Here is a 25,305-nt window from a genome sequence, read left to right as displayed (position 1 = left end):
AAGCTGCTGGTGAAATAAATCGACCAGCAGCTTGTTGAAAAACAATTATTTAGATGTACAGGCTTTCAGCAGCGCTTCACTACCTTGCGCAATATATTCATCATTTTCACCGCGCTCTTTGCCTTTTTGCAAATCACGCATCGCATCATAAATACCTTGAGTCATGCTTTGCGAATCCACTTTTTCCCAACAATTTGCACTCAAACGTTTAAGGTTAGCTTGCAATGCTTCCGCATGTAACACACCGCTATAATAAGCATATACATCAGAATCATGTCCGCCAGTATAAAGTTTATCCTGAATTTGTTTCACAGGAACTAAAATACGGCCTAAATACCAGTCATTCGCACCACTTGCAAAATTATCTACAAAGAAATTTTCATTCACGCGACCTTTATATGTCGCCACTGTCGCTTCATAAGCTACTGCATAGGATTTCTGATCGATTTTATCTTTATCTAAATCAATCACTTTTTTATCCTTTCCCATAAATGGAACATAGTTGGTAACCGATGACCAAGAAGAACAACCTGCCAACATTAACGTAAAAAATAAGACAGAGATTTTTTTAAACATAGTCATACCTAATTGAGAATCAATAAAAACGCAGCCATTATACTGGCTGCGTGGGATTAAGCAAGGAAGCCTATAAGCCCCATTTAAACAAATGCTTAATTTCGTATAAAGTCAGTGAAGTCAGACCATTGCTCAATACGAAAAGCGCGAATATCTCGTACGGACTGAGAAATCCACGCCAACTGTTTTAGTGCATTCATTGCCTGAAAAAGATTCGCCATATCTTCATTCGTATTGGTATATAAACTTCCTTGTGTTCTAACAAAACCAAATTGTGCTAAGGTTGCGCCAATGTCTGTGTAAGCCTGTTGAACGCCCTTTGGATGATAATCTTGAGTGTCTTTTACAACTAAATCAAAAGCAATCGCGTACATAATTTTCCTTATTCAGCTTCGGGATCTTCAAGTAGGTGAGATAAGCGATAAATGTCTTTTTCACCAGATTGTAACAATGTGATATTCACCAGCACATCACCATCCGGCAAAAATTCCGCGACCTCTCCAACCACATAAGGCACGCCAAATTGCCCGAATTGTTTAATACAGCCTGTTGGAATTTGTTGTCTTAGTTCCATATTTAACCTCATATTTTTATGGTTTTATAACATAATTTTGTAGAGAAATGGATAAAAATTTACCGTACTTCTACTCCTGCTCTTTTACTAAAGACACCAAAATCTGATCGATTTTAAAGTTTTCCGTATCAATCACTTCAAACTTGTATTTTCCGTAAACCACAGAATCAGTTTTTTTCGGGATTTTACGTAACATATACATCATAAAGCCACTGATGGTTTCGTAATTTTCTTCATCTGGGAAAGATTCAATATCTAACACTCGTGTCACATCCTCTAATGGCGTTGCGCCATCAATCAGCCACGAGTTTTCATCACGGCTCACAATATATTCTTCTTCGTTAGAAACCAATTCCCCCATGACAATACTCATTACATCATTTAGCGTAACAATACCCACGACAAGGGCATATTCATTCACAATAATGGCAAAATCTTCACCAGTAGATTTAAACAATTCCAACACTTCGTAAAGAGAAAGCGTATCAGGCACAAATAATGCTTTACGGAGTAGTTTAGGATCTGTGAGCACCACATTTTCATTCTGCAAATACATGGTGAGCAACGTATGGGATTCTACATAACCTAAGATTTTATCGAGGCTATTGTCACAAATCACAATTTTAGAATGCGAATCACGAGAAAGCGTATCCATGACTTCTTGGCGAGAAAAAGTGCGGTCTAAATACACGATATTTTCACGCGTTGTCATGGTGGAAGTCACTGTACGTGATTGCATATCGAAAATGTTTTCAATGAGATAATGCTCTTGAGTTTTTAATACACCTGCCTCCGCACCAGCTTCTACTACGGCGAAAATATCTTCAGACGTCATGCCATCTTCACGCACAGTGGAAATACGAAATAAGCGGAAAAATACATTAGCTATCGTATCAAAAAACCATACAAGCGGCTTAAAGACAAACATACTGAAATTCATAATGCCGACAACGCGCAACGCCACCATTTCAGGATAAGTAATGGCAATGCGTTTTGGAATAAGATCAGCAAATAAGATAAAGAAACAAGTAACCAATACAAACGCGATTGTAGACGCGGTTGGTTCAATCCAATCGCCCACAAAAGAACGACTTAAAATTTCCGCGATATAAGGGCTTAGTGCGCTTTCACCAATTCCCCCGCCAAGAATCGCCACCATATTCAAACCGATTTGAACCACGGTAATAAAACGACCGGGATGCTCTTGTAATTTAAGCACTTGAAGCGCGCGTACATCCCCTTCATTCGCAAGGGTTTGTAGTTTTAATTTACGCGAACCCGCCAGTGAAATTTCTGCAGAAGAAACAACTGCACTAATTAGAATTAAGGCAATAATCGCCAAAATAGTATGAAATAATTCCATAATCATTACTCAAAAATATGAAAGAAAACGACCGCACTTTGCGGCCGTTCAGGATATTACTCTTCGCTGTCAAACCAGCCGCGAACAAATTGAATAGACAAGAATAAAGTAGCTAACAGGAATGCATAGAAAATCCAAGAAACGATTGGATGACTTGGCGTATCATCAGCAGTAATTTCTTTAATTGAGGTTGCATTGCGATATTCATCCATCATCGTAATACGCCAACCATAGTATTTAATTTGTACAAGTTTGTTGTCATTACCCAAGGCCTGCGCTTCAGCCTGTAAATTAGCTGAGCCAAATTTGAAGTAGAATGGAAAACCCCAACGTGTATCTTCATTGCGATACACCATAATTTTTCCATCGTCATTTTGCGTATTAATGTAATAGACATCACGTGTTGGGCCATCAGCTGGATTCGATTTTGTGATTGGCCCATCTTTATCAACACGTTTAACTTCTACGCCTGTAACACGTGTCACATCATAATGAGGGAACACATAATTCACCACAGAAAACATAAAACCGTGGAATAAAAAAACAACAATAAATAAGAAATATTTAAAAAACTTTCGCATACTTTTCCCTTGTCAGAACTGTGCATTTATTCTACACGAATTTTAAATAAACGCTCGAAATTTTGCGTGGTGATTCGAGCAAACGACTCAGCCGAAACACCCTTTAAGGTTGCCACATATTCACATACTTCTCTCGTATAAGCCGGTTGGTTTTCTTTTCCTCGATAAGGTACTGGCGCAAGATAAGGCGAATCTGTTTCCACCAATAAGCGATCCATTGGCACATAACGAATAACCTCACGAATTGCTTCAGCATTTTTAAAGGTGACAATGCCAGAACAAGAAATGTAAAAGCCTAAATCCAACGCTTTTTTCGCAAATTCCATCGTTTCCGTAAAACAATGAATAACTCCACCGCACTTTTCAGCATGGTGTTGGCGTAACATTGCAATAGTATCATCACCCGCAGAACGTGTATGAATAATCACAGGCTTATCTAATTGGTTTGCAATATCGATTTGACTACCAAACACCGCTTGTTGCGCTGCTTTATTGTCCGCGCTGTAATAATAATCTAATCCAATTTCGCCAATAGCAATCACTTTTGGATCTTGCGCCAAACGCAATAAACGTTCTGCGTCATAAGGTTCCTCTTCAAAATCCAGTGGATGAACACCGCAAGCAAGCGAGACATTATTAAATTCGCGTAAAGAGTCATAAGCCTGCTCAAAACGGCTTAACGTTACACCAATCGCGAGCAAATGTTTCACATCACGCGCGCGCGCTTTTTCCACCACATCTGCTATGTTTTTATGTAAATTTTCATAATCCAATGCATCTAAATGGCAGTGGGAGTCAACAATGAACATAATTATTTTTCCTTATGTCTAAGGCTTGAACGCCATAGACGATATATCTTTAATTTATTGCGTTTCAAATACTTCTGTGACTAATCTGGTCAAGCTATCTAATAGCATCAATTCAACATTCACACCATTAATTGTCAGCAAATCTGACCGCACTTTTTGCATAATTTTGATTGCTTGTAATAAACCAAGAGCAGTTTGCTCATCGCTGAATTGTTCTATGCCACGGCCAAGATCGGCAACTTGTCGATGACTATCAATTTCAAGTTTATGCTTTAAACAATCGGAAAGAAAAGCCAAAATCCAATCCACTTGGTGAACATAGCGTTCTTTATCAAACAACGGAAGCAATTCCAATGGTGAACGTCGGCGATAGAACACCCAAAATTGACGCAAGAAGTTTTTACGCTGTTCAATCAGCCCTTGTTGTAAAGTTTCTAAGGCTAAAAGCGGTCGTCCAAGATTCATCGCAAGTGCGGTCAAAATTTCCTGATTTTCTGCCGCACTTCCTGATTTCAACCAATCAAGAGCCATTTGTTCATTAGGCACGGACAGATTCCACACTTGGCAACGACTGTAAATAGTTGCCAACAAACTTGCCGAACTATCCGTTTGAAGCAAAAAATAAGTATTTGGACGAGGCTCTTCCAATGTTTTCAATAACGCATTAGCAGCCGCTTCCGTTAAACGTTCCGCTCCTTGCACATACACCACTTTATTGCCGTTTTGTTGTGCGTGCTGCGCGACGATTTCATTAATGTCGCGAACTTGATCGACGCCAATATCCTTACCGTCAATCGGGCTTAGTTCGTGATAATCTGGATGGCTATGGGCTTGCATTAAATGACAAGAATGGCATTGACCACAAGGCTTATCGCTTTGAGCCACACACATTATTTTCTGTGCAAGTGCATCAAATAAACGTTCTACACCTAAACCAGAATCAGTTTTAATCAGCACAGCATGATGGCCCAAACCTTCGTCAAAGGTTTGAGCAATTTGATGATAAATTGGCATTAGCCAAGGGTAAAGAGCGGTCATTTTTCCAAAAATTTTTGAGAATAACGAGAGCAATTATACACATTTTCAAACTGGCTTGACAAAATAGCAAAAAGCAAACGTTTACTTTTAATAAATAAGAAATAAATAGAGAAATTTGAACCAAATGGCATTTTTTGTTCAGTTTTATGCTAGAATCTGCGCCCCATTTATTTTTACTTGACAAAAGAAAGCTTATTATGAAACTCAAAGTAAGAAAAGGTTTAATTTTTTTCTTGATTACATTTAGTTTGTTTATCCCTCGTTTTAGTTTTGCATATCCTGAATTTTTTGAAAAATATTGGAATGAGCGGGGAATTCTGCATCGAGGTGAAGGATTTCACGAAACTGTATTTTATTCATTAGAAGATATGCTAAATCCAAATTCGGTGGCTTGGCGTCGTATTCCCAAACAAGTTATTGATTATGCAAATTCTGACGACTGTAATGATAATCCTAAAGATGGTTGTAAACTATTCGGCTCTAATACTTACGAAAGAAAATGGTACTTTACAGATTTAGAGGAGAATAGATCTGGAGCAGAACAAGAAGGGGAGTGGTATGATTTTAATGCACCATATGCGAAACATTTTATGAATTCTTTCCGAGAAAATGCCCCTTGCGATTGGTGTTTACCCGTTTTGTATCAGTCTTATCTATATGATAACGATGAAGCAGGAAAAACAAGCCGACCATTAAATGCGTTAATCAATAACAGGGTATATGATTTTAATGTACTTGCTATTGACAACTATCGATTTAAGTTTCCAGGTGAAACAAGAGGATTGACTCTCACAGTGAAAAACCAAAGTGAAGTGCGCGGCGCCACCCTTCAGTTATTAAAAATGGTTTTACAAGATTCTCTTTGGGAGCCGCGTTTTGACTCTGATGTACATCACTTAGAGACACAAAATGCCAATATTCGCTTTAATAGCACAAATACAAGATTAACTGTGCATGAAAATTATCAAGGTGACGGCTCTCGCTTTTTCATTAAATTTAATCCAAAAGAAGCTACTCAACCTGTTTTAACCTTTGATAAAGATGTGACAGGAACGTCTAATATCATTTTTGAAACGCCAATTGAAGACTTAAAAAGTCTAGACGGGCATCAAATTATCAAAGTAAATGGCACAGCAGATAAACGCGCATTCCGTCTTTCTGGCAAATACCGAAAGGGAATTTATACGCTCTCTTTACAACAACGCCAAGATGGCTTTTTTACCAAAGTACAAGAACGCGATGATATTGCGATTTATGCACAACAGGCTCAAGCCGCCAATACGTTATTCGCCTTGCGTTTGAACGATAAAAACAGCGATATTTTTGACCGCACTTTGCCACGCAAAGGCTTGTGGTTGCGTGTGATTAACGGACATTCCAGCCAATGGGTACAAGGCAAAACTGCGCCTGTAGAAGGCAATCGTAAAGGCATACAACTTGGTGGCGATGTTTTCTCCTTACAGAATCAAGACTACCAACTTTCCTTTGGTTTAATGGGTGGACAAGCAGAACAACGTAGTACTTTTCGTAATCCAGATACAGACAATCTTACAACAGGAAATATGAAAGGCTTTGGTGCGGGCATTTATGCCACTTGGCATCAACTTCAGGACAAACAGACAGGTGCGTATGTTGATAGCTGGATGCAGTATCAACGTTTCCGCCATAACGTCAATAGTGAAGATGGGGTAGAACGCTTTACTTCAAAAGGTATCACCGCCTCAATTGAAGCAGGTTACAATGCTTTATTAGCAGAACACTTAACGGGGAATGGGACTCAAATTCGTTTTTACCTACAACCACAGGCACAACTGACTTATTTGGGTGTAAATGGCGGCTTAACCGATAGTGGAAATAGTCAAGTGAATTTACTTGGCTCTCGCCAATTACAAAGCCGAGTGGGCGTTCAAGCTAAAGCACAATTTGCTTTCACTAATGGAGTCATTTTCCAACCATTTGTTGCTGTCAATTCAATCTACCAACAAAAACCTTTCGGCGTGGAAATAGACGGTGAACGTCGAGTGATAAACAATAAAGCGGCAATTGAAAGTCAATTAGGTGTAGCAGTGAAAATCAAATCTCACTTAACTTTACAAGCGACATTCAATCACCAAACGGGTAAACATCACCATGCTAAACAAGGTGCGCTGAATTTACAGTGGACGTTTTAAGTTTAGTAGTAACAAAATAAAATCGGCAGAAAAATTCTCTGCCGATTTTTTATTCTGAAAGTGCGGTCATTTTTCGTTTGATTTCCACCAATTTTTTACCGCGCTTTCGATATCAGCTTGAACAAGTTCAATACTTTGCTCTGCATTAATCACCACTGCTTTTGGATTATCTTTTACTAACTCTAAATAGCGTGCTCGAGTACGGTGAAAAAAATCTAAATCCATTTGCTCAATACGATCTAACTCGCCTCGTCCACGAGCTCGCGCTAAACCGACACTCGGTTCTATATCCAAATAAATTGTGAGATCTGGCTCAAAATCACCTAATACGGTTTCTTTCAAGGTGAGCATAAAATGCGGGTCTAATTGACGTCCACCACCTTGATATGCCTGAGATGACATATCGTGACGATCACCTACCACCCATTTTCCTTGCGTTAAAGCAGGTTTAATCACATTTTCCACCAACTGAATACGTGCTGCATAAAGCATTAATAACTCTGCTTTCGCTGTCACAGGTTCTTCAGTTTCATGTTTGATGAGATGACGTAATTTCTCAGCCAGTGGCGTTCCGCCCGGTTCGCGCGTAAACACGACATCTTGAATACCGAGTTCATGCAAAACTCGCACAACAGATTGATGGGCGGAGCTTTTCCCCGCGCCTTCCAAACCTTCAATGACAATAAATTTTCCTTTCATATTTTCTTCCGCACTTTTATTTGGTATTTTTCTGGCTGCGATACCAACGTAAATATTCTTGCACGGCTTTATTATGCTCGTTCAGATTACGAGTAAATTTATGGCCGCCATTTCCATCGGCAACAAAATAATAAAAGTCTGTTTTTGCTGGATGAGCCACAGCTTGTAAAGCACTCTCACTCACCATCGCAATTGGTGTTGGTGGTAGCCCCTCAATCATATAGGTATTGTAAGGGGTTATCGTTTCCAAATCTTTCTTACGAATATTACCGGTATAACTCTCATCCATTCCATAAATCACGGTTGGGTCAGTTTGTAGTTTCATATTGGCTCTTAAGCGATTAATAAATACGGAAGCCACTTGTGGGCGCTCCGCCGCAATCCCCGTTTCTTTCTCCACAATAGAAGCCAAAATCAGCATCTGATACGGATCCGCTAATGGGAGGTTTTCATCACGTTCATTCCACGCTTTATCTAAGGCTTTTTGTAGACGAGTCGTTGAACGTTTTAATAATTCAAGATCTGTTGAGTTTGGCGTGTAATTATAGGTATCTGGATACAACCACCCATCCATGTTATTCCATTCGTAAACGGCTTTTGCAATGGCTGGAATATCCAATAACGCCATAATTTCTTTATCACTTTTACCTTGCAAGGTTTGTTTTAAGTGCGGTGCGTTTTCAAGGTTTTTACGCCATTCCTTGAACGTTTTACCTTCAATAAACTTCACACTAAATTGCGCTTCCTTGCCGGAATTAATGATATCCAATAAATCTTGCAACGTTTTCACACCCTCAAGAGAATAAGTCCCTGCTTTTATTTTATTTAGCTCAGGTTTCAACTTCAGCAAATAAGGTAATAATTTCCCATCATCAATTAACTTTTCTTGCTCAAAAAGTGCGGCTAATTTTAAACCTGTTGTGCCACGTTCAATCGTTAAAAGTTGATCTGCCTGCACATTTACCGGTGTTTTTACAAATTCAGTAATTTTGTAATAACCAAAACTCGCTGCGCCCGCCAAAATCAAAATTAAAAGTAAAATCGCAATTAAAAATTTCTTCATAAGATATAAGAAAGAGAAAATAAAAAACAACAAAAGGGGCAATTAAGCCCCTTTATTTTTGATACTTTGTTATTTATTAAAATACTGAATATTCGCTCTTTTACGCAATGCTTTAACCCAATCCTTTGTCGCATCTTGTAATTGAGTGTTCACTAAACGTTCATATGCTTTTTGTGTGTAGGCTTCTGCTGTAAGATCGCCATCACGTACGCCAGTTACTTCCAAAATATGCCAACCAAACTCAGTTTTAAATGGTGCAGAAATCACACCTTGTTTACTTTTCACGACGGTTTGCGCAAACTGTGGTGCATAAGTTTCTGGGAACGCATAACCTAAACTACCGCCATTCGCACCTGATAAATAATCTTTAGAATATTTTAAAGCCGCATCAGCAAAAGTCATTTTGCCCGCAATAATATCAGCGCGAATTCTTGTTAATTCAGCTTTGGCTTGTGCATCATTTAACATCGGGTTAAGTTTTAACAAAATATGGCGAACTTCGTATTCTTTACCCGTTACTTTTTGTGCTGTGCCTTGCGATTTTGCCTCATCTAACATTTTTTGACCAAGCGCAACAACTTCTTCACGCGTCACCGCAACGCTTTCATTGATCGCTTTATTACGCACCGCACCCATCATCATTTGATTGGCAATTTGCTGACGGAATGTATTTAATGAAATGCCTTGATAATCTAACGCATCCAAAAATTGACCATAAGTTAAACCATTTCTTGCTGCAGTATCTTCCACAACATGATCGATTTCGCGCGGATCAATTTTTACACCTGATTCTTGAATCGCTTTTTGCACTAAAAGATCATCAATAATTTTATCAAGTGCACTTTGGCGATCGCCTTTTTTACCCATATTGGCACGAACTTGGCTTTCTAAAATAGGAATACCATCTACTGTTGCAACAACACGTTCCCCAGCTTGAGCCATAGAAGTAAAAGCAACACAACCTAAAGTAGCCAATAAAAAAGATTTTAGAATAAATTTTTTCATTTTCATCTCATCAAAAAAGAGTCCATAACGTTGGTTAGAGTAACAATTCTATTGAAGGTTCACAATAGATAAGATTTATTTCCCTAGAATAGCAACTTCGTAACAGCCATCTTGTTTTTCAGTGCGAACTTGCACAAGTTCATCACGGCTTGTTGGCACATTTTTACCTACGTAATCAGCACGAATGGGTAATTCACGATGACCACGATCAACAAAAATCACTAATTCAATTTTTGCCGCTCGTCCAAAATCGGTGAGTGCATCCATTGCCGCTCGAATGGTTCGACCAGTAAACAAGACATCATCAACCAAAATGACGGTTTTATCTTGAATATTCAAATATTGTGATGAACCACTATAAACTGGCATTTTATCTTCCTGATCAACCAAAGTTAAATCATCGCGATAAAAGGTGATATCCAGTTCCATTGAAGGTAAATTTATACCACTTAATTCTTCAACTCGATGTTGTAATAATTCGGCAATTTCCGCACCACGGCGTTTAATCCCAACAATCACTAGATCATCTAACGTTTGATGTTTTTCAATAATTTCGTGAGAAATACGCGAAATCGTACGAAGAAAACGATCGTGGTCGATAATAATTTTTTCCATTTTTCCCAGCTTTATCAATAGTATTTCAATGCGCAAAGTATAAAGAAAATGCGCCTAAAAAGCGACGGTATTTGCACCATTTTTCTTGTTCGTTATACTATCCAAAACATTCCATCAAAGGAAATAAAATTATGCGCTACTCTATTCAAGATTTTATTCAACTCATTGCTCAACTTCGCAATCCAAATGGCGGATGCCCTTGGGATTTAAAACAAAATTATGAATCCATGATTTCTTGCTTAACGGAAGAAACTTACGAAGTAATCGAAGCGATTGAGAAAAAAGATATACCAAATTTACGCGAAGAATTAGGCGATTTATTGTTGCAAGTCATTTTCTTCAGCCAGCTTGCAACGGAAGATAAATACTTTACTTTTGACGATGTATTGCAAGATATCGCTGAAAAAATTGTGCGCCGTCATCCTCACGTATTTGGTGATGCAAAAGCGGGGGACGAAACAGAAGCCCTTTCCCGTTGGAACGAAATGAAAGCCAAAGAAAAACAAGGTAAAAGTGAAGAAACCTCTATTTTAGATAATGTGCCTCGTGCTTTACCTTCTCTTACGCGAGCAGCAAAATTACAAAAACGTTGTTCAAAAGTAGGGTTTGATTGGGAAGAAATTTCCCCCGTATTTGACAAAGTGCAGGAAGAATTAGAAGAAGTTCAAGCTGAAATTAACCACACTTCGATTGAACAAAATAAAGTGGAAGAAGAAATCGGCGATTTATTGTTCGCAACCGTCAATCTTGCTCGCCACTTAAAATGTGATCCTGAAGATGCATTGCGGAAAGCGAATTTAAAATTTGAACGTCGTTTTCGAGCAGTAGAACAAGCGGTTCAACAACAAGGTAAGCAAGTTAATGATGTGCCACTTATTGAGTTAGATTTGTTGTGGGATGAAGTGAAAAAACAAGAAAATTAATTGAGAAGTGCGGTAAAAATTTCTCTCATTTTTTCCCGCACTTTCTTCCTTAAAGTTGCTGAATATTCAATGCCATTTGGTCTAACATTTCATAACGTTTACGATACATAGAACGTTTTTTACTTGCGATATCTTCTAATTGTTTGCGTTCAATATCCAAAGGTAATTGCCAATAATTATTGCGATATTCCCCTTGATTCTCTTGCCAGAACTCATCGTAATTAAACAAAATCTTACTGCGCGCAGAAAGACGATATTTTCCTTGCGCTTTGTGCGGAATGCCCACTAACTCACATTGCCATTTTTCAGCAAGCATTTTAAATGCATTGACTAACAGAAACATTGGTCGCATACCGTGTAATGCTTTCGTAGCCTGTTTTACAAGTTCTTGAGCATTATCACTTGAGGGGCCTTGAATCGAGGCGATAAGCAATTTATTCGGGCTTAAAAAAGTGAAAGACGCATCATATACTCGTTCGTTATTTTGATTGCGAATATTAATAGAAAAATATCCCTCAAAGGGATCGATATGATTGATACTCAACGATAAACGCAAATCCTCTGTTAATTGAGTTAGCACGATATGTTGTTGAGCCAATAATTGTTGGCAAAGCAAACGTCCCATTTTTTCTTCTGCCAAACGTAAATTCTCCGTAATCGCCGTTAAACGTTCTGAAGCAGAAAAGCGTTTATCGCAAAAAGTAGTCAGAATTGTATTGATACGATAATAATCTTGCGTAAATAAAGGCTGCCATTGAGTTTCTGTATTAAGAAAATCCACTAATTGGCTACATTGCTTTTGATACAACCATTTATAGCCATAATAACGTAATTTTTCCCGCACTTGTTTGAGAAAAGGGCGATCCTTGGAATAAGGATACATTTGAACGTAAGTGGGGAAAATAAAATTATTTTTCGTGGACATAACTCAATATTTTGTGAAATTTAATAAAATTGTCAGTTATTTTAGCGATTATCACTTCATTTGCCAAAATTCTTTTTTGTTTAAAACCCACTTTACAACTCAGATTTTGTTATAATCTTTTCCTTGAATTCCTTTTTCCCTACCCCAATATTTACCCAAATTATCGGAAAGAATTAAGAGAGATAAATTATGGCGAAGAATACCCAACGTACGATGCCCGTATTGCCATTACGCGATGTCGTCGTTTTCCCTTATATGGTGATGCCACTTTTTGTAGGGCGTGCAAAATCAATTAATGCCCTTGAAGAAGCGATGAACGATGATAAACAGCTTCTTTTAGTATCTCAAAGAGAAGCAGATTTGGAAGAACCGACCCCTGAAGATTTATTTGATGTGGGTACCATTGCTAACATTATTCAGTTACTAAAATTACCTGATGGCACAGTGAAAGTGCTAGTTGAAGGTCAAAATCGCGCGAAAATTAACAGCCTTGAAGATGGCGAGAAGTGCTTTTCCGCAAAAATTACCCCTATCGAAACCACTTATGGTGATGAAAAAGAGTTAGATGTTGCGAAAAAAGCGGTACTTTCTGAATTCGAAAATTATCTCACCTTAAATAAAAAAATCCCTGCTGATGTATTAAATGCACTTCATCGCCTTGGTGATGCAGATCGTTTATCAGACACAATGGCTGCTCATTTGCCGGTAAGTGTTCGCCATAAACAAAGCGTCTTAGAACTTGCTAATGTGCAAGACCGCTTAGAATATCTGCTTGGTATGATGGAATCAGAAGCGGACATTCTCCAAGTTGAAAAACGTATTCGTGGCCGCGTAAAAAAACAAATGGAGAAAAGCCAACGTAACTATTATCTAAGCGAGCAAATTAAAGCCATTCGCAAAGAAATGGATAGTGGCGAAAATGAAGATACGATTGATGAAGTTGAACAACTTCGTCAAAAAGTAGAAGCAGCAGGCATGCCAGCAGAGGTACGCGACAAAGTAGAAAATGAGTTACAAAAACTCAAAATGATGTCAGCCATGTCTTCTGAAGCGACCGTTGTGCGTAGCTACATTGAATGGATGATCCAAGTGCCTTGGCATCAACGTTCTAAAGTGAAAAAAGACATTTCGAAAGCACAACAAGTATTAGATGCCGATCACTATGGTTTAGAACGAGTGAAAGAACGTATTCTTGAATATCTTGCAGTACAAGCTCGTTTAAACAAAGTGAAAGGACCCATTCTTTGCTTAGTTGGCCCTCCAGGCGTAGGTAAAACCTCTCTTGGTCAATCTATTGCTAATGCCACTGGTCGTAAATATGTACGTATGGCATTAGGCGGTGTTCGCGATGAGGCAGAAATCCGTGGTCACCGTAAAACCTATATTGGAGCATTGCCGGGCAAATTAATTCAAAAAATGGCAAAAGTGGGGGTGAAAAATCCATTATTCTTGCTTGATGAAATCGACAAAATGGCATCCGATATGCGAGGTGACCCAGCATCAGCGTTGCTTGAGGTACTCGACCCTGAGCAAAACACCACGTTTAACGATCACTATTTAGAAGTGGATTATGATCTTTCTGACGTAATGTTTGTGGCAACATCAAACTCCATGAATATTCCAGGCCCATTATTGGATCGTATGGAAGTTATTCGTCTTTCTGGTTATACCGAAGATGAAAAACTTAATATCGCGATGCGTCATTTGTTAGCGAAACAAATTGAACGTAATGGTTTGAAGAAAGACGAACTTACTGTCGAAGAAAGCGCAATTTTAGATATTATTCGCTATTACACGCGTGAAGCGGGTGTTCGTGGATTAGAACGTGAAATTTCAAAAATCTGCCGTAAAGCAGTGAAAAATTTATTAGTAAATCCAAAACTTAAATCTATCACGGTAAATTCAGATAATCTGCACGATTATCTTGGTGTCAAACGCTTTGAATTTGGCAAAGCTGATACACAAAACCGCATTGGTGAAGTGACAGGCTTAGCTTGGACAGAAGTGGGTGGCGATTTACTCACTATTGAAACTGCCTCTGTTGTCGGTAAAGGAAAACTCACTTTCACAGGTTCATTAGGTGATGTGATGAAAGAATCCATCCAAGCGGCCATGACGGTTGTGCGCGCTCGTGCGGATAAACTTGGTATTAATTCTGAGTTCCATGAAAAACGCGATATTCACATTCACGTGCCTGATGGTGCAACACCAAAAGATGGCCCGAGTGCCGGTATTGCAATGTGTACTGCATTAGTTTCTTGTTTAACAGGTAATCCTGTACGTGCGGATGTAGCGATGACAGGTGAAATCAGTTTACGCGGTAAAGTATTACCAATCGGTGGATTAAAAGAAAAACTTCTTGCGGCACATCGTGGTGGAATTAAAACCGTATTAATTCCAAAAGAGAACGTTAAAGATCTTGAAGAAATTCCAGAAAACGTAAAACAAAATCTTGCAATTCACGCAGTAGAAACCATTGATGAAGTACTTGGTCTTGCGTTGGAAAATCCACCTGAAGGCATTGAATTTGTTAAAGTGGAGGCTAAACCTAAAGCACCACGCCGTAAAGTGACGAGTAAATCAGAAAGAGCGGTCAATTAATTGAATATTTTAGGGCTTGTGAAAACAAGCCCTTTTATCGACATTTAGGGCATCAACAACAATTTCATCTTTACACAAGGTTAATTTATACTTTTCCAAATTGAAAATTTATTAATAACACAATGCTCAAACTTCCTCCACTTTCCCTTTATATACACATTCCATGGTGCGTTCAAAAATGCCCTTATTGTGATTTTAATTCACACGCACAAAAAGGCGATATACCAGAGCAAGACTATATTCATCATCTTCTGCAAGATTTGCAGGCTGATTTACAACGCTTTAAAGATTCCATTCAACAACGAAAACTCCATTCAATTTTTATTGGTGGCGGTACGCCAAGTTTGTTTTCGTCAGAAAGTATTGCGCACCTCTTAAAGGAAATAAAAAAGCAGATTGATTTTGAAGATGACATTGAAATCACATTAGAGGCTAATCCCGGTACGGTAGAGGCTGAACGTTTTAAAGGTTATGTATCCGCAGGCATTACGCGAATTTCTATGGGAATTCAAAGTTTCAATGATGATAAATTACAACGTCTTGGGCGGATTCATAATGCAGCAGAGGCAAAAAGTGCGGTCAATTTAGCGAAAGTTTCTGGACTAAAAAGTTTCAATTTGGATTTAATGCACGGTTTGCCGAACCAAACGCTGGAAGAAGCCTTAGATGATCTTCGCCAAGCTATTGAGCTATCTCCTCCCCATCTTTCTTGGTATCAGCTCACTATTGAGCCAAATACCATGTTTGCCTACCGCCCACCTAAATTACCAGATGACGATGTGCTTTGGGATATTTTTGAGCAAGGCCACCAACTTTTAACCGCAGCGGGCTACCAGCAATATGAAACCTCGGCTTACGCAAAAGCGGATTTTCAATGTAAACATAATTTGAATTATTGGCGGTTTGGGGATTATTTAGCCATTGGCTGTGGCGCACACGGGAAATTGACGTTTCCGAATGGTGAGATTACCCGCTTTTCTAAAACAAAACACCCGAAAGGTTATTTGCGTGGCGAATATCTTTACGAAGAAAAAAACGTGCCAGAAATTGACCGCCCTTTTGAATTTTTTATGAATCGCTTTCGTTTGTTAGAAGCGGTACCCAAACAAGAATTTGAAGATTACACGGGTTTATCGCAAAGTGCGGTGAAAAATCAAATTGATTTTGCCATTCAACAAAACTATATTGTGGAAAACGCTGATTCTTGGCAAATCACTGAGCATGGCAAGTTATTTCTCAATGAACTATTGGAATTATTTTTAACGGAATCGTAACTTATCCGTTAAACCTCTCATTACTGAAAATTACACTTGTTTATTAAATACTCTCGTAATAAAGTAACGCAATCGTTTACTTATTAAAATAAGGAAAAGAAATGAATCAATTAGAAATGAAAAAACTCGCCGCACAAGCCACATTACAATATGTAAAAGCAGATACGATTGTTGGGGTGGGAAGCGGCTCCACGGTGAACTGCTTTATTGAAGCTTTGGGCACAATCAAAGATAAAATTCAAGGCGCCGTTGCGGCTTCAAAAGCATCAGAAGAATTATTACGTAAACAAGGTATCGAAGTATTTAATGCAAATGATGTCTCGAGCTTAGATATTTATGTGGATGGTGCAGATGAAATCAATCCACAAAAAATGATGATTAAAGGCGGCGGCGCAGCGCTCACTCGTGAAAAAATCGTCGCGGCATTAGCGAAAAAATTTATTTGTATTGTAGATTCGAGTAAACAAGTGGATGTATTAGGATCTACCTTCCCATTACCAGTTGAAGTTATTCCAATGGCTCGTTCACAAGTAGGCAGAAAATTAGCCGCACTTGGTGGCGCACCTGAATATCGTGAAGGCGTGGTAACGGACAACGGTAATGTGATTTTAGATGTACACAACTTCACTATTTTAAATCCAGTTGAAATGGAAAAAGAATTAAACAACGTTGCGGGTGTTGTCACTAACGGGATATTCGCGTTACGTGGCGCAGACATTGTAATCGTCGGTACGCCTGAAGGCGCCAAAATTATTGACTAACTCATAATAAAAATCATAAGGAAGCAAACATGACAAACAAAGTCTCTCTAGACAAATCAAAAATCAAATTTGTATTGTTTGAAGGTGTGCATCAAAGCGCACTTGATACGCTCCATGCGGCAGGCTATACCAATATTGATTACTATAAAAAAGCACTAGATGGTGATGAATTAAAAGAAGCCATTAAAGATGCACACTTTATTGGCTTGCGTTCTCGCACCCACTTAACGGCAGAAATGATTGAAGCCGCACCCAAATTAACCGCTGTGGGATGTTTCTGTATTGGTACCAACCAAGTGGATTTAAATGCAGCAAAAGCGCGTGGAATCCCTGTATTTAATGCTCCATTCTCAAACACTCGCTCCGTCGCAGAACTTGTATTAGGCGAGATTTTATTACTTATGCGCAATGTACCACAGGCTAATGCCGAAGTACATCGTGGCGTCTGGAATAAATCAGCGACGGGATCTCATGAAGTGCGGGGTAAAAAATTAGGAATTATTGGTTACGGCCACATTGGTTCACAATTAAGTATTATTGCTGAATCATTAGGCATGGATGTATATTTCTACGATATTGAAAATAAACTTCCGCTTGGCAATGCCAAACAGGTTCGTAGCCTTGAAGAATTACTCAGTTCTTGCGATGTGGTTTCATTACATGTGCCAGAACTGCCATCTACCAAAAACTTAATGAACGCTGAGCGTATCGCACAATTAAAACAAGGTGCAATTTTGATCAATGCTGCGCGTGGCACAGTAGTAGATATTGATGCGCTCGCTCAAGCCTTAAAAGACGATAAAATTCACGGTGCCGCAATTGATGTATTCCCAATTGAACCTGCGTCAATTAACGAGGAATTTGTCTCACCGTTACGCGAATTTGATAATGTGATTTTAACTCCACATATCGGCGGTTCAACAGCAGAAGCACAGGAAAATATCGGTTTTGAAGTGGCAGGCAAATTTGTTAAATATTCAGACAATGGCTCAACCCTTTCTTCGGTAAACTTCCCAGAGGTCTCTTTACCAGAACATGAGGGAACAAAACGCTTATTGCATATTCACGAAAATCGCCCCGGTGTATTGAATAAACTGAACCAAATTTTCGTCGAAGCCAACCTCAATATTGCCGCGCAATATTTACAAACTGACCCGAAAATTGGTTATGTTGTCGTTGATGTAGAAACGAATGATGCATCGCCATTACTGACGAAATTGAAGGAAATCGATGGCACAATTCGTGCGCGGGTACTTTACTAAATGACAATTCGTACGTAAAACAAGAGGTTTTTATCCCCCTATAAGGGACTATACTTCACAAGCCTCTCTTGGGGCTTGTGAAAACTGACAATCCCTGCCCCTGATTCCCACTTAAAAGGAGCTACATATTCTTTCATTAAGAAATTATCTTATGTGGGTATTTGCATAAGGAAAAAAATATTTGGTAGAAATAATTTAGGGGGCTGACATAGATTAGCCCTAAATACCACACCATTTTCTCAATATTTTAAGCTGTTCTTTTGGTGCTCCAAAGTTAAACCGAAATTCACATTCCTTCAAGAATAAAGGAAAGTTTTTTCGGTCGATTCCATTATATTTTCGGAGGATTATCTTCGCCTAACTCCAGAAATTTTCTATTCCATTTATGTGGTTTTGTTTCACCGCAAATAGTTCAGAATGATTGATTCATTCGTGGTGAAATTTGCTTACATCAAGAGCATCATAGCTTCGATAAGTATCTGTATACACCCAGCTGTCAGGCTTGATTTTCCTCACAATAACAGGTATTAATGTCTCTGTTCTGGTATTTTCTACCACTACCGTAAATACTTTTCCTTGTCGCTTTAACAAACCAAATACGGCAACTTTTCCTGCTGCGCCTCGACCTCGTTTTCCTTTACGATGACCGCCAAAATAGCTTTCATCAAGCTCAATTTGACCATCAAAAACCTCATCGGCTTCAAGGGCTAAATGATAGCTAATGACTTCACGAATTTTTCGGTAAAACAAAATCGCTGAATTGGCTTGGATGCCGAGTAAATCAGCCGCTGCTCGGGCTGTCACTTCTAATACAGAAAATTCAAGGAGCTTATTTTGTATAGATTTCTTTAATTTACAATGAGTTATCTTCATTTTTATAGACTAGCGTACTTGCTAATCTACGTCAGCCCCAAATATTTACTAAATGTATCAAAAAATATTAAAATTTGAATTTTAAATAATTTTTACACTTTATATATTATTCGATATCTTTTTATAAGCAATCTTAATTAAATCTAAATGAAGGACTAATTATGTTAAAAAATTTAATTGAGTCATGCTAATAAAAAGCAGAAAAAATCACTCATTGAACTAAGCTGACTCTGTAGATTTTGAAAAATTGAAAGATTTAATTAAACAATTAGGTGATGAAATCAGTGAAGCTGAAAAGCATTCCTGTAATCTATCCACTCACTATTCTAACTAATAAACCACTCCCAATTGGTATTATCACGTAAAGTGAGTTCATAACGTAAAACTGTCAGATTTTTAGTCCAATAATGCCATGGTGCAGATATCATAAAAAACGGATTAATATAACCTTCCTATTTTTGACAACATGGATAGTACAGGAGCCAGCAAAGAACAAAACAACTTAAGCAAAGCGAGACATTTTACATTCAGACCAAAGCTGTAAGGATTATTTGGATTACTATAACCAGCAACGAATTAAACTGAAATTCAAAGACTGACTTCGATGCTGTGTTATCATCAGTTCTTAGGTAAATAGTCTATTTTTGGCTAGATCAAAATTTCACCGCACTTTTGTAAGATTTATCCCACCATTTTCTTTAACTGATACAAATACGCCAAGGCTTGTTTAGGGCTTAAATCATCGGGATCCAGTTTTTCAATAGCCTCTCTTAGTGCATCCGTTTCTTGTTCAAACAATAATTCACCTTGAGTGTGATTGGCTTCACGCAATGCCTGAATTTGCTGATCGGCTGAATGACCTGAGGTTTTTTCTAATTGTGTCAATTTCTGTTTTGCCAGTTTAATAACGGATTGCGGCACGCCAGCCAAAGCCGCAACTGCCAAACCATAACTTTTACTTGCGGCGCCATCTTGTACGGCATGCATAAAGGCGATGGTGTTGTTATGCTCAAGGGCATCTAAATGAATATTAGCGATGCCTTCTAGCTGTTCTGGCAATGCGGTTAATTCAAAATAATGGGTGGCAAATAATGTAAGTGAGCGGATTTTTTTGGCTAACCATTCTGCACAAGCCCAAGCTAAGGATAAGCCATCATAAGTGGATGTGCCACGACCGATTTCATCAATAAGCACGAGACTTTGGGCTGTCGCTTGATGAAGAATATTTGCCATTTCAGTCATTTCCACCATAAAGGTTGAACGCCCTGAAGCTAAATCATCAGACGCACCAATTCGAGTAAAAATACGATCAATCGGTCCAATTCGCGCGCTGTCTGCTGGCACAAAACTGCCGATATACGCCAGCAATGTAATTAATGCGGTTTGGCGCATATAAGTACTTTTACCGCCCATATTTGGTCCAGTGATAACTAACAAATGACGGTTGTGATTTAACTCCACTGGGTTGGCGATGAAAGGATCTTTCAATACTTGTTCCACAACAGGATGGCGACCATTTTCAATTTTCACACTTACTTCATCACAAAATGTTGGCATCACGTAATTGAGGGTGTCTGCGCGCTCGGCGAGATTGACCAATACATCCAATTCAGAAAGTGCAAGGCTCGCCAGCTGTAACGCGCCTAAGTGCGGTAATAATAAATCAAACAATTCATCATAAAGCTGCTTTTCTAACGCTAACGCTGCGCCTTTCGATTTTAGTACTTTGTCTTCATATTCTTTGAGTTCAGGAATAATGTAACGCTCTGCATTTTTCAGAGTTTGACGGCGAACATAATGAATGGGCGCTTTATGCGCTTGGCCTTGGCTAATTTGAATGTAATAACCATGCACTGCATTAAAACCGATTTTTAAGGTGTCAATGCCCGTGCTTTCACGCTCACGTTTTTCGAGGTTTTCCAAATATTGAGTTGCACCATCAGACAGCATACGCCATTCGTCCAACTCAGCATGGTAACCTTCAGCAATCACACCACCATCCCGTATTAAAAGCGGGGGCGTTTCAATCAATGCACGTTGCAATAAATCGCACTGCTCGGTGAAATCGGCAATTTGACCGAAAAGAGCGGTTAAAAATGGCGGTGTTTTTTGTTGCACAATCGCGCGTAATACTGGAATTTGTTCTAATGCCGTGCGCAAGCGGGTGAGATCGCGTGGACGAGCTGAACGTAGCGCAACACGCGCTAAAATACGCTCCATATCGCCGACTAATTGCAAATAAGGTTGGAGTTCATCAACCAAATCAAAATTCAGAATTTCCGTAATCGCTTGTTGGCGTTGTTTTAATCTTTCCACATCACGAATAGGTTGGTGAATCCAACGTTTCAATAAGCGGCTGCCCATTGGTGTGACGCATTTATCCAATACAGACGCTAGCGTATTTTCTGTGCCACCCGCAAGATTTTGCGTCAATTCAAGATTTCTGCGAGTGGCGGCATCTAACTGAATGCAGTCTTGATTTTGAATTAAGCTAATGCTTTGAATATGGGGTAATGCGGTACGTTGGGTTTCTTTTGCATATTGCAATAAACAACCTGCCGCACTTAAGCCTAGAGGGGATTTTTCTACACCAAAGGCACGTAAATCTTTTGTGCCAAATTGGCGATTCAGTAACGTAATGGCGGTGCTAAGTTCAAATTCCCAAATCGGGCGACGGCGTAATCCCTTGCAATGTTCAATTGCAGCCATTTCATTAAATTCTTCACAATACAGCAATTCCACAGGTGCAATACGTTGCAATTCAGCACGTAATGTTTCTTTATCTGCAGGTTCACAAAGCTGAAAACGGCCAGAGGTCATATCTAAAGTGGCTAATCCAAATTTTTCTTTTTCTTGATATACCGCAGCAATCAGATTGTCTTGGCGCTCTGGCAACAGTGCTTCATCACTTACCGTACCAGGCGTAACAATTCGCACAATTTGGCGCTCCACAGGCCCTTTGCTTGTGGCAGGATCACCAATTTGTTCGCAAATCGCAACAGGTTCACCCAACTGAACCAATTTTGCTAAATAGCCTTCCACCGCATGATAAGGCACCCCCGCCATTGGAATTGGTTGCCCTGCTGATTGACCTCGTTTCGTCAAAGAAATATCCAACAATGCGGCCGCTTTTTTCGCATCGTCATAAAACAACTCGTAAAAATCCCCCATGCGATAAAACAACAAAATATCTGGATTCTCTGCTTTGAGTTTTAGATATTGTTGCATCATTGGCGTGTGCTGTTGGAAATTTTCTTCGGAAATCATCTAATTACCTGCTTTTGAAACTGAATAAAGATAGGTTTTGTGGTGGCTATTTTAGGTGCCGAAAGGGGAAAAAGCTAGATAAAAAAAGAGCGGTGAAAATTTGTTGAGTTTTTTCACCGCTCTTTCAGTTGATATTTATCCTTTAAAGACAGGCAAGTAGTCAAACATTGCTAGAAAATGGAAAATAGCCACAAAAACACCAAATAATGCAATGAAGATTATTAATCCATTTCCACCAAAAACTCGGAATGTTGTTGCTGCTGCATTTATTTTGCGAGATTTATAAGCAAGAAGCGCTGGAATTATGCAAGTCCAAATTGTCGCTACTGCGCCGGCATACCCAATGGCTTTTAAGAAACCCAATGGAAATAAAATTGACATAATTAGTGGAGGTAGGAAAGTCACTGCCCATGACTTTGTTCGTCCAATTTTGCCATTATCAAATTTGAAGAAATCAGCGAGATAATCGAATACGCCTAACCCTACGCCAATAAAAGATGACAAAATTGCGGCGATAGAAAAGGCATTAATCATTTGTTTAACCATGTTAGATTCTATTACCCCACCTAAAGCGTTAAGTAATATATCTAGATTGCCATCACTAGCTATTACAGGTGCAAATTGATCGCGAGGCAAATTTCCAAAAATTGAAAAAATCCAAAGTAAATAAAGAGTAAGAGCAATTGCTGTTCCGCCTAAAATAGCGTATTTCGCTTTTTTCTCTTCCCCATAGTAGGCTCGCATCGTACAAACAGAATGATGGTAACCGAAAGATGTTAACGCAACAGGAAACATCCCTACTGCATATTTTGCATAGTTTGTATCTTTTCCACCAATATCTAATAAAGTATCTAAACTAATATTAGTTGCTAATCCATAAGTACTAAAAATAAAAGTAAACCCCATGAATACAATCAATAAAACAGATATTCTGTCTACAATGCGAGTGGAATGCCAAACAAAGAAGGAAAAGACTAATACAAATACAGTGGAGCAAATTGCCAATGTAGATGAACCAAAATCAATCCACGGTTTAATAAGGTTTTCTAGTATACCTCCAGATGCAGTGGTATAAGCATAAAGTAAAATACCCCCGACAAAATACACAGCAAGATTATTAATAGAATTGATAGTTGAACCGAGCATATCTTTAGTTACGGTACTAAATGATGCTCTTAAATCATAAGTAGAATAGGCCTCAAGTAATAACCAGCCTGATAATGTCATGATTATCATCGTTAAGCAAATTGCTAATGCTGACCATATTGTCCAAGCTCCAGCACCAGATGTTGGTAAACCAAGCATTCCAGCTCCGACACAAACACTAGCAATAATACAGGCGCCACCAAAAATGGAAGGTTGTTTTTTCATAGAACATCCTTATCAATAACAAATTATTGAGTTAGCTGTTGATAAAAAAATGCAGTTCAAAATGAACTGCATTTTTCGTGATATTATTCAACTTCTTTTAAACGTGCCGTAAAGTGGCGGAGAACTTTTGGTTCATAAGTAAAGGTTAAACCCTTAATATTCTCTGCATTTTCTTTCACTTTTTGGAACGCCTCAATAATGAAATCCATATGAGTTTGCGTATAAGTTGCACGTGGTACAGTTAAGCGTAAAAGCTCAGCTGGACACGGTAGTTGTTTACCCGTCTTCGGATCTCGTCCTAATAAAAATGAGCCAATTTCTACCGCTCTTATACCTGCAACTTTATAAAGTTCGCAAGAAAGTGCTTGTGCTGGGAATTGGTCGGCTGGAATATGTGGTAATAATTTACCTGCATCTACGAACGCTGCGTGGCCACCCGGTTGTTGACAAGGCACACCAATTTTTTCTAAGCCTGCAACCAAATATTCAATTTGCGCAATACGATAAGCCAGCCATTCTTGGCGCATACCATCATGCAAGCCAACAGCCAAGCGTTCCATTGCACCACCTTCTAAACCACCATAAGTAGGGAACCCTTCTTGCACAACACAAAGCGTTCTACACTCGTGATAAACATCCTCCATTGATTGATCTTTAAACGCTAAAATACCGCCCATTGGTACCATAGCATCTTTTTTGGCGGACATCGCTAAACCGTCAGCATAGCGATAACTTTCGTAAGTAATTTGTTCAATAGTCCAGTCTTTATAAGCTTCTTCACGTTGTTGAACAAAATAGGCGTTTTCTGCAAAACGAGCTGAATCCATGATAACTGGAATATCGTATTTACGCGCAATTTCATACATGCCTTTTAAGTTTGCAATAGAAACTGGCTGACCACCCGCAGAGTTACAAGTAATGGTACATACAATGTAAGGTACATTATGTGCTCCCACTTCTTGAATGCCTTTTTCTAATTTTTCTAAATCGAAATTACCCTTAAATGGATGTTTTGCTGTTGTATCAAATGCCTCTTTGATATAAACATTGCGAACCGTTGCCCCATTAATTTGGCTATGTCCTTGTGTGGTATCAAAGAAATAGTTAGAGAAAACCACCATTTTGCTGCGATCTAAACCTTTCTCACGTTCACGTTTAGCAATCAATACTGGAATATAAATTTGTTCTGCACCACGGCCTTGGTGAGTAGGGATTGTATATTCATAACCAAAAATATCTTTCACTGCTTTGGCTAGCGCATAATAACTGCGACTGCCACTATAGGCTTCATCGCCACGTAACATTGCAGCTTGCATATCTTGTGTAACAGCGCCAGTACCGCTATCAGTGAGTAAGTCAATGAAAATATCTTCACTATCCAATAAAAATGGATTCATGCCTGATTTTAAGATCGCTTGTTCACGATACTCACGAGTAGTTCTTTTTACTGGTTCAATAACACGAATGCGGAAAGGTTCAGGTAAATGTTTAAAATTTTCCATAGCAAAATCCCCAAAAATTAATTTGCTTAGTTTAAATAAAAAATTATTTTCT

21 protein-coding genes and 1 pseudogene are annotated in these 25,305 nt (G+C 38.8%); 6 read left to right on the top strand and 16 right to left on the bottom strand.

The window, feature by feature from the left end:
- Positions 1–45 precede the first annotated feature (45 nt).
- The 7 genes from DV415_RS00420 to DV415_RS00390 all read right to left on the bottom strand — a co-directional run bounded on the left by DV415_RS00420 (position 46) and on the right by DV415_RS00390 (position 4,941).
- Positions 46–576, bottom strand: coding sequence for a hypothetical protein (locus DV415_RS00420; protein WP_053466449.1), 531 nt, complete (start codon positions 574–576; stop codon positions 46–48).
- A 95-nt stretch (positions 577–671) separates the two neighbouring features.
- On the bottom strand, positions 672–950 hold the full coding sequence (vapD, locus tag DV415_RS00415) for a virulence-associated protein VapD (protein ID WP_118790332.1): 279 nt from the start codon (positions 948–950) through the stop codon (positions 672–674).
- Positions 951–958: 8 nt separating this feature from the next.
- Positions 959–1,150, bottom strand: coding sequence for a DUF5397 domain-containing protein (locus DV415_RS00410; RefSeq protein ID WP_005649350.1), 192 nt, complete (start codon positions 1,148–1,150; stop codon positions 959–961).
- 70 nt (positions 1,151–1,220) lie between these two features.
- On the bottom strand, positions 1,221–2,519 hold the full coding sequence (paeA, locus tag DV415_RS00405) for a polyamine export protein PaeA (RefSeq protein WP_118785226.1): 1,299 nt from the start codon (positions 2,517–2,519) through the stop codon (positions 1,221–1,223).
- Positions 2,520–2,569: 50 nt separating this feature from the next.
- Positions 2,570–3,094: a DUF1523 family protein gene (locus tag DV415_RS00400; RefSeq protein ID WP_005626131.1), complete on the bottom strand. Its 525-nt coding sequence runs from the start codon at positions 3,092–3,094 to the stop codon at positions 2,570–2,572.
- A 26-nt stretch (positions 3,095–3,120) separates the two neighbouring features.
- A complete protein-coding gene (locus DV415_RS00395; RefSeq protein ID WP_118791480.1) occupies positions 3,121–3,903 on the bottom strand; it encodes a YchF/TatD family DNA exonuclease in 783 nt (260 codons plus the stop codon).
- A 54-nt stretch (positions 3,904–3,957) separates the two neighbouring features.
- Complete coding sequence (locus DV415_RS00390; protein ID WP_118794373.1) at positions 3,958–4,941, bottom strand: DNA polymerase III subunit delta'; 984 nt, start codon at positions 4,939–4,941, stop codon at positions 3,958–3,960.
- A gap of 197 nt (positions 4,942–5,138) precedes the next feature.
- On the opposite strand from DV415_RS00390, the gene DV415_RS00385 reads away from it, so the two are divergent.
- Complete coding sequence (locus tag DV415_RS00385) at positions 5,139–7,112, top strand: autotransporter outer membrane beta-barrel domain-containing protein (protein WP_118794372.1); 1,974 nt, start codon at positions 5,139–5,141, stop codon at positions 7,110–7,112.
- A 66-nt stretch (positions 7,113–7,178) separates the two neighbouring features.
- Here DV415_RS00385 and tmk read toward each other — a convergent pair whose 3' ends face one another.
- The 4 genes from tmk to pyrR all read right to left on the bottom strand — a co-directional run bounded on the left by tmk (position 7,179) and on the right by pyrR (position 10,494).
- The gene (gene tmk, locus DV415_RS00380; protein WP_192879059.1) at positions 7,179–7,811 is read right to left on the bottom strand and encodes a dTMP kinase; all 633 of its coding nucleotides are present in this window, start codon (positions 7,809–7,811) and stop codon (positions 7,179–7,181) included.
- Between the two features lie 16 nt (positions 7,812–7,827).
- Complete coding sequence (mltG, locus tag DV415_RS00375; RefSeq protein WP_118790398.1) at positions 7,828–8,874, bottom strand: endolytic transglycosylase MltG; 1,047 nt, start codon at positions 8,872–8,874, stop codon at positions 7,828–7,830.
- 69 nt (positions 8,875–8,943) lie between these two features.
- A complete protein-coding gene (locus DV415_RS00370) occupies positions 8,944–9,879 on the bottom strand; it encodes a peptidylprolyl isomerase (RefSeq protein ID WP_192878794.1) in 936 nt (311 codons plus the stop codon).
- Between the two features lie 75 nt (positions 9,880–9,954).
- A complete protein-coding gene (gene pyrR / locus DV415_RS00365; protein ID WP_118781841.1) occupies positions 9,955–10,494 on the bottom strand; it encodes a bifunctional pyr operon transcriptional regulator/uracil phosphoribosyltransferase PyrR in 540 nt (179 codons plus the stop codon).
- A 131-nt stretch (positions 10,495–10,625) separates the two neighbouring features.
- On the opposite strand from pyrR, the gene mazG reads away from it, so the two are divergent.
- The gene (mazG, locus tag DV415_RS00360; protein ID WP_118790327.1) at positions 10,626–11,417 is read left to right on the top strand and encodes a nucleoside triphosphate pyrophosphohydrolase; all 792 of its coding nucleotides are present in this window, start codon (positions 10,626–10,628) and stop codon (positions 11,415–11,417) included.
- A 49-nt stretch (positions 11,418–11,466) separates the two neighbouring features.
- Here mazG and DV415_RS00355 read toward each other — a convergent pair whose 3' ends face one another.
- A complete protein-coding gene (locus DV415_RS00355) occupies positions 11,467–12,342 on the bottom strand; it encodes a VirK/YbjX family protein (protein WP_118790326.1) in 876 nt (291 codons plus the stop codon).
- Positions 12,343–12,531: 189 nt separating this feature from the next.
- On the opposite strand from DV415_RS00355, the gene lon reads away from it, so the two are divergent.
- From lon to serA, 4 genes are all read left to right on the top strand, one after another.
- Positions 12,532–14,943: an endopeptidase La gene (gene lon / locus DV415_RS00350; protein ID WP_118790325.1), complete on the top strand. Its 2,412-nt coding sequence runs from the start codon at positions 12,532–12,534 to the stop codon at positions 14,941–14,943.
- A 122-nt stretch (positions 14,944–15,065) separates the two neighbouring features.
- Positions 15,066–16,217 (top strand): radical SAM family heme chaperone HemW, encoded by a 1,152-nt coding sequence (gene hemW, locus DV415_RS00345; RefSeq protein ID WP_118790324.1) that lies wholly within the window; start codon positions 15,066–15,068, stop codon positions 16,215–16,217.
- A 101-nt stretch (positions 16,218–16,318) separates the two neighbouring features.
- The gene (rpiA, locus tag DV415_RS00340; protein ID WP_118790323.1) at positions 16,319–16,978 is read left to right on the top strand and encodes a ribose-5-phosphate isomerase RpiA; all 660 of its coding nucleotides are present in this window, start codon (positions 16,319–16,321) and stop codon (positions 16,976–16,978) included.
- Between the two features lie 29 nt (positions 16,979–17,007).
- The gene (gene serA / locus DV415_RS00335; RefSeq protein WP_118790322.1) at positions 17,008–18,240 is read left to right on the top strand and encodes a phosphoglycerate dehydrogenase; all 1,233 of its coding nucleotides are present in this window, start codon (positions 17,008–17,010) and stop codon (positions 18,238–18,240) included.
- 219 nt (positions 18,241–18,459) lie between these two features.
- Here serA and DV415_RS00330 read toward each other — a convergent pair.
- The 4 genes and pseudogenes from DV415_RS00330 to tnaA all read right to left on the bottom strand — a co-directional run bounded on the left by DV415_RS00330 (position 18,460) and on the right by tnaA (position 25,253).
- A pseudogene (locus DV415_RS00330) lies at positions 18,460–19,113 on the bottom strand (IS1595 family transposase).
- Positions 19,114–19,794: 681 nt separating this feature from the next.
- Positions 19,795–22,380 (bottom strand): DNA mismatch repair protein MutS, encoded by a 2,586-nt coding sequence (gene mutS, locus DV415_RS00325; RefSeq protein WP_118790321.1) that lies wholly within the window; start codon positions 22,378–22,380, stop codon positions 19,795–19,797.
- 135 nt (positions 22,381–22,515) lie between these two features.
- Positions 22,516–23,751: an aromatic amino acid transporter gene (locus DV415_RS00320; RefSeq protein WP_118776205.1), complete on the bottom strand. Its 1,236-nt coding sequence runs from the start codon at positions 23,749–23,751 to the stop codon at positions 22,516–22,518.
- Positions 23,752–23,834: 83 nt separating this feature from the next.
- Positions 23,835–25,253 (bottom strand): tryptophanase, encoded by a 1,419-nt coding sequence (tnaA, locus tag DV415_RS00315; RefSeq protein ID WP_118790320.1) that lies wholly within the window; start codon positions 25,251–25,253, stop codon positions 23,835–23,837.
- Between the last annotated feature and the right edge of the window lie 52 nt (positions 25,254–25,305).

This window comes from Haemophilus haemolyticus (assembly GCF_003490595.1).
GTDB classification, from domain to species: domain Bacteria; phylum Pseudomonadota; class Gammaproteobacteria; order Enterobacterales; family Pasteurellaceae; genus Haemophilus; species Haemophilus haemolyticus_L.
Note: the sequence above shows the minus strand (reverse complement) of the source record. Positions and strands in the feature narration are given on the sequence as shown.

What these genes read in the sequence shown, in the direction of transcription:
- DV415_RS00410 (WP_005649350.1), bottom strand. Translation starts at nt 1,150, where the DNA reads ATGGAACTAAGACAACAAATTCCAACAGGCTGTATTAAACAATTCGGG.
- mutS (WP_118790321.1), bottom strand. Translation starts at nt 22,380, where the DNA reads ATGATTTCCGAAGAAAATTTCCAACAGCACACGCCAATGATGCAACAA.
- tnaA (WP_118790320.1), bottom strand. Translation starts at nt 25,253, where the DNA reads ATGGAAAATTTTAAACATTTACCTGAACCTTTCCGCATTCGTGTTATT.
- DV415_RS00355 (WP_118790326.1), bottom strand. Translation starts at nt 12,342, where the DNA reads ATGTCCACGAAAAATAATTTTATTTTCCCCACTTACGTTCAAATGTAT.
- paeA (WP_118785226.1), bottom strand. Translation starts at nt 2,519, where the DNA reads ATGATTATGGAATTATTTCATACTATTTTGGCGATTATTGCCTTAATT.
- lon (WP_118790325.1), top strand. Translation starts at nt 12,532, where the DNA reads ATGGCGAAGAATACCCAACGTACGATGCCCGTATTGCCATTACGCGAT.
- hemW (WP_118790324.1), top strand. Translation starts at nt 15,066, where the DNA reads ATGCTCAAACTTCCTCCACTTTCCCTTTATATACACATTCCATGGTGC.
- pyrR (WP_118781841.1), bottom strand. Translation starts at nt 10,494, where the DNA reads ATGGAAAAAATTATTATCGACCACGATCGTTTTCTTCGTACGATTTCG.
- mltG (WP_118790398.1), bottom strand. Translation starts at nt 8,874, where the DNA reads ATGAAGAAATTTTTAATTGCGATTTTACTTTTAATTTTGATTTTGGCG.
- DV415_RS00370 (WP_192878794.1), bottom strand. Translation starts at nt 9,879, where the DNA reads ATGAAAAAATTTATTCTAAAATCTTTTTTATTGGCTACTTTAGGTTGT.
- DV415_RS00420 (WP_053466449.1), bottom strand. Translation starts at nt 576, where the DNA reads ATGTTTAAAAAAATCTCTGTCTTATTTTTTACGTTAATGTTGGCAGGT.
- DV415_RS00400 (WP_005626131.1), bottom strand. Translation starts at nt 3,094, where the DNA reads ATGCGAAAGTTTTTTAAATATTTCTTATTTATTGTTGTTTTTTTATTC.
- DV415_RS00385 (WP_118794372.1), top strand. Translation starts at nt 5,139, where the DNA reads ATGAAACTCAAAGTAAGAAAAGGTTTAATTTTTTTCTTGATTACATTT.
- vapD (WP_118790332.1), bottom strand. Translation starts at nt 950, where the DNA reads ATGTACGCGATTGCTTTTGATTTAGTTGTAAAAGACACTCAAGATTAT.
- DV415_RS00320 (WP_118776205.1), bottom strand. Translation starts at nt 23,751, where the DNA reads ATGAAAAAACAACCTTCCATTTTTGGTGGCGCCTGTATTATTGCTAGT.
- tmk (WP_192879059.1), bottom strand. Translation starts at nt 7,811, where the DNA reads ATGAAAGGAAAATTTATTGTCATTGAAGGTTTGGAAGGCGCGGGGAAA.
- mazG (WP_118790327.1), top strand. Translation starts at nt 10,626, where the DNA reads ATGCGCTACTCTATTCAAGATTTTATTCAACTCATTGCTCAACTTCGC.
- DV415_RS00390 (WP_118794373.1), bottom strand. Translation starts at nt 4,941, where the DNA reads ATGACCGCTCTTTACCCTTGGCTAATGCCAATTTATCATCAAATTGCT.
- serA (WP_118790322.1), top strand. Translation starts at nt 17,008, where the DNA reads ATGACAAACAAAGTCTCTCTAGACAAATCAAAAATCAAATTTGTATTG.
- rpiA (WP_118790323.1), top strand. Translation starts at nt 16,319, where the DNA reads ATGAATCAATTAGAAATGAAAAAACTCGCCGCACAAGCCACATTACAA.
- DV415_RS00395 (WP_118791480.1), bottom strand. Translation starts at nt 3,903, where the DNA reads ATGTTCATTGTTGACTCCCACTGCCATTTAGATGCATTGGATTATGAA.